Origin of the sequence: Salinisphaera sp. SWV1 (assembly GCF_052044155.1) — a bacterium.
Classification (GTDB): Bacteria; Pseudomonadota; Gammaproteobacteria; order Nevskiales; family Salinisphaeraceae; genus Salinisphaera.
The window spans coordinates 24248-35887 of sequence record NZ_JBQDYE010000040.1 but is presented as its reverse complement, the minus strand read 5'-3'; the positions used below and the strand labels follow the sequence as shown (position 1 = coordinate 35887).

Annotated in this window: 11 protein-coding genes; 4 read left to right on the top strand and 7 right to left on the bottom strand. The window is 63.3% G+C overall.

Translation table 11 applies throughout. From position 1 onward, the window contains the following. Positions 1–708 precede the first annotated feature (708 nt). From ACS8YF_RS16400 to dapA, 3 genes are all read right to left on the bottom strand, one after another. Positions 709–1035 carry a hypothetical protein gene (locus ACS8YF_RS16400; RefSeq protein WP_440851223.1) on the bottom strand — a complete coding sequence of 109 codons (327 nt, stop codon included), beginning with the start codon at positions 1033–1035 and terminating at the stop codon, positions 709–711. Positions 1036–1240: 205 nt separating this feature from the next. Further along, positions 1241–1558, bottom strand: a complete 318-nt coding sequence (locus ACS8YF_RS16395; protein ID WP_440851222.1) for a YjbH domain-containing protein — start codon at positions 1556–1558, stop codon at positions 1241–1243. A 467-nt stretch (positions 1559–2025) separates the two neighbouring features. Continuing rightward, a complete protein-coding gene (gene dapA, locus ACS8YF_RS16390) occupies positions 2026–2916 on the bottom strand; it encodes a 4-hydroxy-tetrahydrodipicolinate synthase (RefSeq protein ID WP_440851221.1) in 891 nt (296 codons plus the stop codon). Between the two features lie 103 nt (positions 2917–3019). Between dapA and ACS8YF_RS16385 the strand changes: the two genes are divergently transcribed. The 3 genes from ACS8YF_RS16385 to ACS8YF_RS16375 are packed head-to-tail and all read left to right on the top strand — an operon-like array spanning position 3020 to position 5541. Next, a complete protein-coding gene (locus tag ACS8YF_RS16385) occupies positions 3020–3559 on the top strand; it encodes a glycine cleavage system protein R (RefSeq protein ID WP_440851220.1) in 540 nt (179 codons plus the stop codon). A gap of 40 nt (positions 3560–3599) precedes the next feature. Then, positions 3600–4085 (top strand): peroxiredoxin, encoded by a 486-nt coding sequence (locus ACS8YF_RS16380; RefSeq protein ID WP_440851219.1) that lies wholly within the window; start codon positions 3600–3602, stop codon positions 4083–4085. Between the two features lie 37 nt (positions 4086–4122). Continuing rightward, positions 4123–5541: a PhoH family protein gene (locus ACS8YF_RS16375; protein ID WP_440851218.1), complete on the top strand. Its 1419-nt coding sequence runs from the start codon at positions 4123–4125 to the stop codon at positions 5539–5541. 62 nt (positions 5542–5603) lie between these two features. Here the strand turns inward: ACS8YF_RS16375 and ACS8YF_RS16370 are convergent, their stop codons facing one another. Further along, positions 5604–6692: an AI-2E family transporter gene (locus ACS8YF_RS16370; RefSeq protein WP_440851217.1), complete on the bottom strand. Its 1089-nt coding sequence runs from the start codon at positions 6690–6692 to the stop codon at positions 5604–5606. Between the two features lie 292 nt (positions 6693–6984). On the opposite strand from ACS8YF_RS16370, the gene ACS8YF_RS16365 reads away from it, so the two are divergent. Continuing rightward, on the top strand, positions 6985–8490 hold the full coding sequence (locus ACS8YF_RS16365) for a M48 family metalloprotease (RefSeq protein WP_440851216.1): 1506 nt from the start codon (positions 6985–6987) through the stop codon (positions 8488–8490). Positions 8491–8805: 315 nt separating this feature from the next. On the opposite strand, the gene ACS8YF_RS16360 is transcribed toward ACS8YF_RS16365, so the two are convergent. The 3 genes from ACS8YF_RS16360 to rpsA all read right to left on the bottom strand — a co-directional run bounded on the left by ACS8YF_RS16360 (position 8806) and on the right by rpsA (position 11636). Then, positions 8806–9096 carry a lipopolysaccharide assembly protein LapA domain-containing protein gene (locus tag ACS8YF_RS16360; RefSeq protein ID WP_440851215.1) on the bottom strand — a complete coding sequence of 97 codons (291 nt, stop codon included), beginning with the start codon at positions 9094–9096 and terminating at the stop codon, positions 8806–8808. A 397-nt stretch (positions 9097–9493) separates the two neighbouring features. After that, complete coding sequence (locus tag ACS8YF_RS16355; RefSeq protein ID WP_440851214.1) at positions 9494–9781, bottom strand: integration host factor subunit beta; 288 nt, start codon at positions 9779–9781, stop codon at positions 9494–9496. A gap of 175 nt (positions 9782–9956) precedes the next feature. Continuing rightward, positions 9957–11636 (bottom strand): 30S ribosomal protein S1, encoded by a 1680-nt coding sequence (gene rpsA, locus ACS8YF_RS16350; RefSeq protein WP_440851213.1) that lies wholly within the window; start codon positions 11634–11636, stop codon positions 9957–9959. Positions 11637–11640 lie beyond the last annotated feature (4 nt).

Below are 11640 nucleotides of genomic sequence, written 5' to 3'. Positions count from 1 at the left end.
GTTACCGCACACACGCTTTCCAGGCGTGCTCCTTCGACCGCTCGGACACCTCTCCTAAAACGGCTGCAGATTGTAACCGATAGACGCCCGTAGCGAGCGCCTGCCGAATATCGGCTTGTGACTCACGAAACGCAAATCGGGTGCGAATTGTACCTGACCCGCCGGGACGGGAACAGCCTTTGCGTACATAGGCCGGGGCGACAAACGCCGAAGTGGACATCATTCTGGCGTCGACACGGCGTCCATGGCGTACCGCGGATGAACGCGCGACATCATCGCAACATACGCGCCGGGTCGATCAGCTTGGCGACGCGGATCGGATGCGCCGGGCGGAGGCGATGTCCGGGCCAACCCTTGGGGCGACGCTTCTACCGCGCGGGCTTCGATCGTGTCGGCTTACGGCCTGCGGCCTGATATGGATTGCATCGCAAACATCTGTGCCAAAAAGACTTTTTTGGCGCTGATTTTAGCCTATCCCAAGGGCATCATGGATTGCGATGCAATCCATGGGGTCTAACCCGACCTACGCGCGTAGTTCGGGCTGTTGTGGGTCGGATTAGCCGAAGGCGTAATCCGACATCGGCGCCGCGGCGTTGGAGGCTGCGCCGGATCGCGGGGCAACCACAGCAATGACTCGCGCCACTCCCACGCTTTTGATGCCTTGCGGCGACGAAAAACACTCGAAATATGGCACGGCGAACTGACGTTCTAGCTCGATGTGCCGAGCGGCGGCGGCGTGGTCAGGCAACGCGACTGCGGATTGCTGGCGTCTGTGCCCTGCGGGGCCGTGCTGTAGGCGGCAACGGGACCGTTCGGCACCGAGGGGATTTTCATATCCGGATCGGGCTTGGGGATCTTGAGGCCGGCCGGACTCTTGAGCTTCGGGAACACCTTGGCATTTTCATAACGCTGTGTCGTGAGGCAGTTCGGGGACCCCGCACAACCGCCAAGAACCGCAGCCAGCAGGAGCACGAGGCCGCCCACCATCGCTCTTCGACCCATAAGCCTTGCCTTAACCTTTTCGATTTTATTCATTGCGCTTTCCTTGAAAGCTCCACAGTGTCGCACAGCGCGCCCGTACCAGACGGCACGCCGGCCTGGAACTCGTGCCTACCAAGCCAATCCACCGCACTAGCCAGCGCGATCTGCGCCACCCGACGTTGCATTCGCGTGCCACGCACGCCGCCAGGGCGCCCTGTAATACGCGCACAGGCCCTCTCAATACAACCGAAGACCCGTACTAGTTGTCCGTCTTGAAACCGTCCCAATAGCGATTCAGATCTCGCATGCCGGTGAGTGAATACAACTTGTACTGTCGGTTGCGCGATGCGCCGCCATCGCGCGCAAGCGGCGTGTAATGCGCGGTAACAGAACTGCGCGAGGACTTGGTGCAGAAGATATCGAGCCGTAGGTAAATACCGTTGTTGAAACCACTCTCGCCGTGCTTTGTACTCGGTACTTGTTGCCGGCCGATGTAAACCCCGCGTAGCTGCCGAGCGCGACACCGGAGTCGAACGTTAGATAGATTGATCGTCGTGCCATAGTCCTCCGCGAGCATCCAGAATCACCGGGTAGCGTGGGTGCCATTGGTGGTAGCGTTCGCATTCTTGATCGTTACCGTCGGACGCGACTGCGAGCGAGGCACGCACAACAGCCGCGGCCCTGACCCCATAGGCCAACGCCTGCGACTGACCTTCCCTGGCCACGCCACCCGAATTCAAACACGCGGATGCGTTGGAAGCGCTAGCCGAACTTGCTCTGGGCCCCGTATCACGGGTCTGCGCGAAAGCCATCGGTGATGCCGCAAGCATCGCGATGCTGCTCGCGGTCAAAACCTTTTCTGTATCACCCCCCCCCCCGATGTAGTGACGGATATTGCCCTGTATAAATCATTTCCATGGCTACGGCTCACCGAAAAAGACTTCAACAGTTAATCTCCTCAACCCGGGCACAGATCATGGCAGGGAACCTTTTCCGGTGCCCGCCGCCATGTTTACCGTAGATCGCGACTGGTTGTATAGCCGATTAATGTTCGCCCACGACTTGTTTGATGGCATCCCGCACGGCCTCGTGAAAATGGTCCGCGAGCGGGGTCAGCGGCAGCCGGATACCGGGCTCGATCCAGCCCATTTCCTGAAGCGCCCATTTGACGGGAATCGGGTTCGCCTCGAAGAACAAAGCCGAATGCAGGGGGGCCATTTCGGCGTCCAGACGCTCGGCTTCTTCACGCTTGCCCTCGATGGCGGCCGTGCACATGCGGCTCATGAGGTTCGGCACGACATTCGCCACCACCGAGATGTTGCCCTTGCCGCCGACGAGCATCGATTCCATGGCCGTGCCGTCGTCGCCGGAATAGATCTGCATGGCGTCGCCGACGTGTTCGATCAATTCGTGAATACGCTCGATCGAGCCCTTGGCTTCCTTGAGCGCGACGATATTGTCGATCGTGGCGAGCCGCGCCACGGTTTCGGGCAGCATGTCGACGCCGGTTCGGCTCGGCACGTTGTAGAGGATCTGCGGTATATCCACGGCCATGGCAATGGCATGGAAGTGACGGTAGAGCCCTTCCTGGCTCGGCTTGTTGTAGTACGGGCAAACCAGCAGCGAGGCGTCCGCGCCCACACGCTTGGCATGGCGTGTCAGCCGAATGGCTTCGTCGGTCGCGTTACCGCCGGTACCGGCGATGACGGGAATGCGCTTGTCGACGATGTCGACCGTGCGCTCGATGACTTCATCGTGCTCGCGAAACCCCAATGTCGCCGACTCGCCGGTCGTACCCACCGACACGATACCGTGGGTACCCTGCTCGATATGCCAGTTGATGAGCCGTTCGAGCGATTGCCAATCGACGCTGCCATCGGCATGCATCGGCGTCACGATGGCGACCATGCTTCCGCCGAGCGCTTGCGTATCCATTACCACAGTGCCTCCTCACGCGTGGGAAGCGGGGATTGTAACCGTGTTGTTGGTGCTAACATACCCGCCTTTTGAACGTCCCGATTCGCGAACCGAGACCCGCATGCCCGAAATAAAGAAGTATCTGTCGCTCGTCGTGCTTGGCGCCAGCCGGGACAAGCTGGCCCACGACCTCATTCGCGCGATCGGGCGTCGTGGCTGCGAAATCATCGAGTGCCGTATCACGCCGCTGGGTGATCATTTTTCGGCGGTGCTCCTGCTCGCCGGCAATTGGAGCGCCATGGGCAAGATGGAAAGCGCCCTGCCCGGCCTGGCCGAGCACCTGGGCCTGGCCATCCAGTTCGAGCACACCGAGCCGGCCGAACTGGCGCGCGAATTCCGGCCCTATGCCGCCGAAGTGGTGGCCCCGCAGCAGCCACGTCTGCTGGCCGAGTTGATGAGCTTTTTCACCGAACAGGACGTCGCCGTGCAGGAGGCCAGCGTACAGGCCTATCAGTCGGGTATGACCGGGGCCGACATGTGTACGGTTCATCTTTCGCTGCACGTGCCGGTCACCCAGCATCCGCAGACGCTGCGCGATGCCTTCATGGATGTATGTGACGATCTGCACGCCGACGGCCTGCTCGATCCGATCAAGACCTAGCCCGCGCAGCCCCGCCCATCGTTATCAAGGAATTTCCGCCATGAGTACAATCGCGCCCGAAGACAAGGCACCCGATTTCAAGGCGCCGGCGACCGGCGACAAGACCCTCTCGCTGGCCGATTTCGCCGGCCGGACGCTGGTGCTGTATTTCTACCCGCGCGACAACACGCCCGGGTGCACGCAGGAAGGCGAGGCCTTTCGCGACCTGTACACCGCATTTCAGGCCGCTGGCGCCGAGATCGTTGGCGTATCCCGCGATTCGCTGCGCAAGCACGAGAACTTTCGCAGCAAGCACGGCTTTCCGTTCGAACTGATCAGCGACGCGGACGAAAGTGTCTGCAACGCTTATGGTGTGCTGAAAGAAAAGAACATGTACGGTCGAACCCATATCGGAATCGAGCGGAGCACATTCGTGATCGACGGCACCGGTGTCGTACGGAACGTCTGGCGCGGCGTAAAGGTTCCCGATCATGCCGACGAGGTACTGGCTGCCGTGCGCGCATTGCCTGCCCCCGGGGCCCAGTAACCTGTCTCGTCCCACCAACCACGCGGTAACGCACGCCATGGCCCGACGGGTTTTCGTTCTCGATACCAATGTGCTGATGCACGACCCCACTGCCCTGTTCCGTTTCCAGGAACACGATGTCTACATACCGATGGTCGTTCTCGAAGAGCTCGACGGCGGCAAGAAGGGGGTGTCGGAAGTCGCCCGCAACGTGCGCCAGGTGAGCCGCTTTCTGGATGAGTTGATCGCCGGGCAGACGCATGCGGATATCGAGCGCGGCATCAGCCTCGATCAACGGGCCGCCGCGGTCGCGGCGCGTGGCAACGGGCGTGATGCGCCGGAGGCCACCGGCCGCCTGTTCTTCGAGACCCGGCCGCCCGAGGGCGAACTGCCGACCATGCTCCCGGGCAGCAAGGCGGACAACTCGATCCTCCTGAGCGCCCTGGCCCTGCGCAAGGTATTCGGCCAGTCGGAGATTGTCCTGGTTTCCAAGGACATCAACCTGCGCATCAAGGCGTCGGTGATCGGCATCGAGGCCGAGGACTATTTCAACGACAAGGTGATCGAGGATCTCGACCTGCTCTACACCGGGCATGCTGCGTTGCCGGGCGACTTCTGGGAGCGGCATGCCGAGGACATGCAGTCTTGGAAGGACATGGGCCAGACCTTCTACCAGGTCAGCGGCGACGATGTGCCCGATTGGCACGTCAACGAATTGTTGCATTTCGATCGCCCGAACGATGTCGAGCTGATCACCCGGGACATCGAGGGCGGCACCGCCCTGCTCGAACTGGCCGAGGATTTTCGCGAGGGCAAACGCCACGTCTGGGGCGTGCATGCACGCAACCGCGAACAGAACTTCGCCCTGAACCTGCTCATGGATCCGGACATCGATATCGTCACCCTGCTGGGGGCGGCCGGCACCGGCAAGACCCTGCTCACGCTGGCGGCGGCGTTGTCGCAGACGCTCGACGAGTCACGCTATCGCGAGATCATCATGACCCGCGTGACGGTTCCCGTGGGCGACGACATCGGGTTCCTGCCCGGCACCGAAGAAGAAAAGATGACGCCCTGGATGGGGGCGCTCATGGATAACCTCGAGGTGCTGACCGGCAACAGCGGCAGCGCATCCGAATGGGAGCGGGCCGCGACCAACGAGTTACTGTCCAACCGCATCAAGATCCGCTCGGTCAACTTCATGCGCGGGCGGACCTTCCTCGAACGATTCGTGATTCTCGACGAGGCACAGAACCTGACCCCCAAGCAGATGAAAACGCTCATCACCCGCGCCGGACCGGGCACCAAGTTCGTATGTCTGGGCAACCTGGCCCAGATCGATACGCCATATCTCACCGAGAGCAGTTCGGGGCTCACCCGCGTGGTCGACAGCTTTCGCAATTGGCGCCATGCCGGGCATGTCACCCTCGCCCAGGGCGAGCGTTCCCGTCTGGCGCATTTCGCCTCCGATCACCTCTGACAAGCCGGGCCGGCGTGCCCGGTCCGGCGGTCAGCGAACGGCGCGCTTGGGGCGGCATGCCATCAATCGGCACCCCGCGCGCCGGGCCGCCCCGACTCATCGGCAGTCGCGTTCTGCGGCCACGCCTTGAGCACGGAGTGCACAAGCGTCGCCAGGGGAATGGCAAAGAAGACGCCCCAGAATCCCCAGATGCCGCCGAAGAACAGCACCGCCGTGATGATGGCCACGGGATGCAGATTGACCGCCTCGGAGAACAGGATCGGGACCAGCAGATTGCCGTCGAGCATCTGCAGAATGGTGTAGGCAATCAACACCCAGACGGTCTGCGCATGCATGCCCCACTGGGCGTACGCAACCAGCACCACCGGCACCGTCATGCCGAATGCGCCGACGTAGGGCACCAGCACGGAAAAACCCACCAACGCCGAAAGCAGCATGGCGTAATCCAGCCCGAGCGACCAGAACACGATGTAGGCCGCGATCCAGACGATCACGATCTCCACCGCCTTGCCCCGCACATAATTGCCGAGCTGGATATTGACATCGGTCCAGACCTGCCTCAGCAGCGCGCCGTTGCGCGGCACGAACCGGGCGAACCAGCCGAGCAGCTGATGCTTGTCGCGCAGTATGAAGAACACCATCAGCGGGACCAGCACCAGGTAGACCGCAAGATAGAACAGACTTGCGCCAACCATGAGCGAACGGCTGAGCACGGTCTTGCGCAGCGACCCGACATCGATCGACACGCTGCCGATCAGCGCATTCATCTGCTCGGGCGTGATCAGCGATGGGTAGCGCGCCGGCAGTCCGCTGATCCAGGCCTGCACGCTATGCACGAGATCCGGCAGCTCCTGGAGGATCTGGCCGGCCTGGCGCGTGAGCAGCGGCATGAGCGCGAAACTCACCCACACCACCCCCAGCAGCAGTGCCACCGATACCAGGGCCGCGCCGGCGGTTCGTGGCACGCGCAGGCGACCGAGCCAGATGACCGGCGCATCCAGCAGATACGCCAGAACCAGGGCCGCCAGCACGGGCGCGACAAGCTGCCCGACGAACAACACCAGCACCAGGCCGACGAGGAGCATGAAAACAAGCGAAACCAGCTGGGGGTCCGACAGGTGCCGGGCAAACCAGGCGCGAAACACATTCATCGAAGCCGTTCTCGTTGTGGGGTGCGGGCATCAGCGGGCTATCGTAGGCGCTGAAGATGAACGATGCACGCACACCGGCGCATTGCACGCCGCGCGTGCCACGCCGACACCGGGTGGGCGTCGTGGTATTTCGCCGTCAGCAACCGGGCGAGTCGGGCGCGAGGGCCGCGCCGGGCCGGCCTGCAGCCGCCCCGCGGGCCGGGCCCGGCGCCCGGCTGTTCGGTGACCCGACCGAACCAAACGCGCTACGCTGAGTCCAACCACTCAAGGGCTTTGATCGATCTTGCTCACCATGCGCAACTCAAGTGCCGTTGCCACTGGCCTGATCCTGCTGGCCGGAGCCATCGCAACGGCCGGCCCGGCGGCGGCCGCGGACAACGGCGACTACAACCTGCCCGATCTCGGCCAGCCCGCCGATACCGCGATGACGCCGAGCGAGGGAATACGCCTCGGGGCCCAGGTGATCGCGCAACTGCGCAGCCAGCACATGATCATCGAGGATCCCGAGCTGTCGGCTTACGTGAACAGCGTCGGCCGGCGCCTGGCGCGTCATACCGACCGGCCCGCCGACGAGTTTCATTTTTATGTCATCGACAGCGACGATATCAACGCCTTTGCGCTGCCCGGCGGCGATATCGGGGTGAATGCCGGCCTTATTACGGCGACCAAGTCGGAGAGCGAGCTCGCCAGTGTGATGGCGCACGAAATCGCGCATGTCACGCAACGCCATATCGCGCGCCAGATGGCGGAAAGCCGCGGCGATACCATTGCCACGCTCGCGACCGCCATTGTGGCGGCGGTTGCCGGCGCCGCGGCCGGCGGCGGCGGCGACGCGGCCATTGCCGCGATCACCGGCGGCATGTCACACCTCGGCATGCAACAACTGAGCTACACCCGCGCCGATGAGCATGAAGCCGATCGGGTGGGCATCCGCGATCTGGCACGGTCGGGCTACGACCCGCATGCCATGGGGCGCTTCTTCGGCACGCTACAGCGCCAGAGCGATCTCTACGGGCAACAACTGCCGCAAATCCTACTCAGCCACCCCGTGACCTCGACTCGCATAGCCGAGGCCAACGCGCGCGCCGCGGATTATCCCAACGTCAGGGTCCACACCAACCCGGAATACCCCTACATGCGCGCGCGCGCCCGCGTGCTCGAGGCGCAAAGCGCGAATGACATGCGCGATTACTTCAAGGGCGAAATCACCAGCGACCACCCGGCTGCCGCCGACAAGTACGGCTACGCGCTCGCGCTCAGCCGCCTGAGCCAGAACCAGCACGCCATCGCGCTGCTGCGCGCGGGGCTCAAGGCCCATCCCGACATCCTGGCCTGGCGCATGGGCCTGGCCGATGCGCTCAAGCAGGCCGGTGACAATGCCGAGGCCGACAACGTGCTGTCCACCGCGCTCAAGAAATTTCCCCACAGCGACCCGCTCAAACTCGCCTACGCCCAGAATCTCGAGGAGGAGGGCAAACCGGCCGTGATGCGCAATTATCTGCTGTCGCAGACCAGCGTGCTCAACACCTACCCGGCCGCGCAGCGCCTGCTCGCGCGCGGCGCCGGCAAACAGAACAACCTCGGCGAGGCCTACTACCGCCAGGCGCGGTATTTCGCCATGCTCGACGATTATCCGCGGGCGATCAATCAACTCCGGACCGCGCTGCAGACCGCAAAATTGAGCGCCTACGACAAGTCCCGTTTGCGTGCGCTGCGCGATCAGATGGTCCGCGCCTGTCACCGCGCGTGGTCGAAGGACAAATGCCGGCGCGGCGTCGCGAAAGGCAACGACTACTGATACGCGCGCCGGCCCCGGTGTCGCCGTGGCGCCGCCCCCCGCCTCGACCCTGACCGCCCGCCAACCATCGACGTAGCCGGTGGCGTCGTCGCCTGCATCGAAACGACGCCGCATCCGGCGCCCGCATGTCGCGACCGACATGAAGACAATGCAACTGAGATATTCGCCGCAGTGACGCCTGGCGAGGCGGCCGCCACGCCGGCTCACGCGGGCGCGGCCCCGGTGCGTGGCGCGTGGTCCCGAGCCGGTCCGCGGTGCTGCCCGTCGCCGCGCGTCGCGGCGACCGGCCGCGAAACCGGCAGCGCGCTCCGGCCCTCAGGTATTGTGGATCGGCATGCTGCGCAAGTTGGCGATTTCGGCCTCTGCATCCCTGAGCTGGCGGCGGGTGCTCGCCAGCCGGGCGCGAAGCTTGGCCATGCGCACCCCGCAAAGGATCAAGGCGAGAACCAGCCCCAGTAAAAACGCGCCACCCAGCAACACGGACAGCGGCGCTGCCGTGCGGGTCCATAATAGATCGACGGACGTCGAACCATAATTGAGGAACCCGAAGGCCAGACCGACGAAAACCGCCAGGATAACAATCAGGTTACGGATGAGGCGCAGCATGACATTCCTCGTTGGATCGACGAGCGCATCGGCCCGAGACAGCCACCCAGTCTAGGGCCTGTTGCCGTTTGGTGCGAGTCCGCAATGGCCATCCGCAGACCGCGACTGCCCCGCCAAGAGCGCCAGCATCGCGCAGCGCAGCCGGCGGGCGCCGTACGCCCGTTACGATGAACCGGAGTCGCTACGGCAGGTACCGTTTCGCCCCACCTCGGGGACAAAGCCAATCCATACCCGCCACCTGGCCGTGACGCGGCCACGGCAGTCGCGCGCATGGGAATCGATTCGCCCATTTGACATTGCCGCGGCGCCGCCCGCGCTGACCACGCTCGCAGCCGACGCTCACGCCCCGGGGGCGTACCGAGGCGCCCGCAGACACAGCGAACGGAACGGAACGCAGCTAGGATTGCGGCTTGTTGACGCGCTCGCGGAGTTCCTTGCCGGGCTTGAAATGCGGCACGAACTTGCGCGGAATATCCACGGCCTCGCCCGTCTTGGGGTTGCGGCCACGCCGCGCCGGTCGGTGATGGACCGAAAAACTGCCAAACCCACGGATCTCGACACGCCCGCCCTCGGCAAGCTCCTCGATCACGTCGTCCAGCAGCAGCTTGACGGCCAGCTCCACGTCACGCTGGGTCATATGTGCCTGGCGATCAACCAGACGCTCAATCAACTCGGATTTAGTCATCCAGCGCTCTCCCTAGAAACGCCGTCCCCCAATGACGTGCCGATATACGGCCCGCCCCAAAAACTTCGTTGCCGGCCGGCGGTTTGCGTACGCGTTATTCGCCGCCCCGCAGACAACCGTTAAGAGGCTAAGTAAAACACGGGGTGCACGCAAGCACCCCGTGTTTATCTTTCGCTTAGTTGTCGCGATCGGCCATCTGCTCCTTGAGCAGTTCGCCGAGACTGGTCGTACCGGTCGAGGCATCGGTATCCGCGTAATCGCGCATCGCCTGCTGCTCGTCCTTTTCTTCCTTGGCCCGGATCGACAGGCTGATCGAGCGGTTGCGGCGATCGACGCCGACAAAACGCGCCTCGACCGGCTCGCCTTCGGACAGCACCGAGCGTGCATCCTCGACCCGTTCGCGCGAAATGTCCGACGCCCGGATGTAGCCCGTCACATCGTTGCCGAGATCGACGGTCGCGCCACGGGCATCGACCGAGGCGATGGTACCGGAGACGATACTGCCCTTCGGATGGTCGGCCACGAACGAACCCATCGGATCCTGGGCCAGCTGCTTGATGCCCAGCGAGATGCGCTCGCGGTCGGCATCGATGGCCAGCACCACGGCCTCGACCTCGTCGCCCTTGGAGTATTCACGGACGACTTCCTCGCCCGGCTCGTTCCAGGACAGGTCCGACAGGTGAACCAGGCCGTCGATGTTGCCCGGCAGACCGACGAAGATGCCGAAGTCGGTGATCGACTTGATCTGACCGGTGACGACGTCGTTGCGCGCGTGCTGCGCGGCGAAGTCTTCCCACGGGTTCGACTGGCATTGCTTCATACCGAGCGAGATGCGACGACGCTCTTCGTCGATCTCGAGCACCATGACCTCGACCTCGTCGCCGACCGACACGATCTGGTTCGGGTTGACGTTCTTGTTGGTCCAGTCCATCTCGGACACGTGCACCAGGCCTTCCACGCCTTCCTCGATCTCGACGAAGGCGCCGTAGTCGGTGATGTTGGTGACGTTGCCGAACAGACGGGTGTGCTCGGGATAACGACGCGCGATATTCACCCACGGGTCATCGCCCAGCTGCTTCAGACCGAGCGAGACACGGGTGCGCTCGCGATCGAACTTGAGCACCTTGACTTCGATTTCCTCACCCACGTTGACCACGTCCGAGGGATCCTTGATCCGCTTCCAGGACATGTCGGTGATGTGCAGCAGGCCGTCGATGCCACCCAGGTCCACGAACGCGCCGTAGTCGACCAGGTTCTTGACGATGCCCTTGAGCACGATGCCTTCCTGCAGCGTGTCGAGCAGCTGCTTGCGCTCTTCGCTGTACTCTTCCTTGAGCACGTCGCGACGCGAGACCACCACGTTGTTGCGCAGACGGTCCAGCTTGATGACGCGGAACTCGAGCGGCTTGCCTTCGAGGTAGGTCGTATCGCGCACCGGGCGCACGTCGACCAGCGAGCCCGGCAGGAACGCGCGGATGTTGCCCACATCGACGGTGTAGCCGCCCTTGACCTTGCCGGAGATATGGCCGACAACCGATTCGCTGTTCTCGTAGGCTTCGGTGAGGAAGTCCCAGGTACGGATCCGCTGTGCCTTTTCCTTCGACAGGCGGGTGGCGCCGAAGCCGTCTTCCACGGCCTCGAGGGCGACTTCGACCTTGTCGCCTTCGCCAACGGTCAGTTCGCCGTTCTCGTCGTAGAATTCATCGATCGGGATCACGCCTTCGGACTTGAGGCCCGCATCGACGATCACGACATCGTTCTTTACTTCCAGCACCTCGGCGTTGATGAGGGAACCGGGCTGCATGGTACGACCCTGCAGACTTTGCTCGAATAGTTCGGCGAAACTTTCAGACATGAGT

What these genes read in the sequence shown, in the direction of transcription:
- ACS8YF_RS16400 (WP_440851223.1), bottom strand. Translation starts at nt 1,035, where the DNA reads ATGAATAAAATCGAAAAGGTTAAGGCAAGGCTTATGGGTCGAAGAGCG.
- ACS8YF_RS16395 (WP_440851222.1), bottom strand. Translation starts at nt 1,558, where the DNA reads ATGCTCGCGGAGGACTATGGCACGACGATCAATCTATCTAACGTTCGA.
- dapA (WP_440851221.1), bottom strand. Translation starts at nt 2,916, where the DNA reads ATGGATACGCAAGCGCTCGGCGGAAGCATGGTCGCCATCGTGACGCCG.
- ACS8YF_RS16385 (WP_440851220.1), top strand. Translation starts at nt 3,020, where the DNA reads ATGCCCGAAATAAAGAAGTATCTGTCGCTCGTCGTGCTTGGCGCCAGC.
- ACS8YF_RS16380 (WP_440851219.1), top strand. Translation starts at nt 3,600, where the DNA reads ATGAGTACAATCGCGCCCGAAGACAAGGCACCCGATTTCAAGGCGCCG.
- ACS8YF_RS16375 (WP_440851218.1), top strand. Translation starts at nt 4,123, where the DNA reads ATGGCCCGACGGGTTTTCGTTCTCGATACCAATGTGCTGATGCACGAC.
- ACS8YF_RS16370 (WP_440851217.1), bottom strand. Translation starts at nt 6,692, where the DNA reads ATGAATGTGTTTCGCGCCTGGTTTGCCCGGCACCTGTCGGACCCCCAG.
- ACS8YF_RS16365 (WP_440851216.1), top strand. Translation starts at nt 6,985, where the DNA reads ATGCGCAACTCAAGTGCCGTTGCCACTGGCCTGATCCTGCTGGCCGGA.
- ACS8YF_RS16360 (WP_440851215.1), bottom strand. Translation starts at nt 9,096, where the DNA reads ATGCTGCGCCTCATCCGTAACCTGATTGTTATCCTGGCGGTTTTCGTC.
- ACS8YF_RS16355 (WP_440851214.1), bottom strand. Translation starts at nt 9,781, where the DNA reads ATGACTAAATCCGAGTTGATTGAGCGTCTGGTTGATCGCCAGGCACAT.
- rpsA (WP_440851213.1), bottom strand. Translation starts at nt 11,636, where the DNA reads ATGTCTGAAAGTTTCGCCGAACTATTCGAGCAAAGTCTGCAGGGTCGT.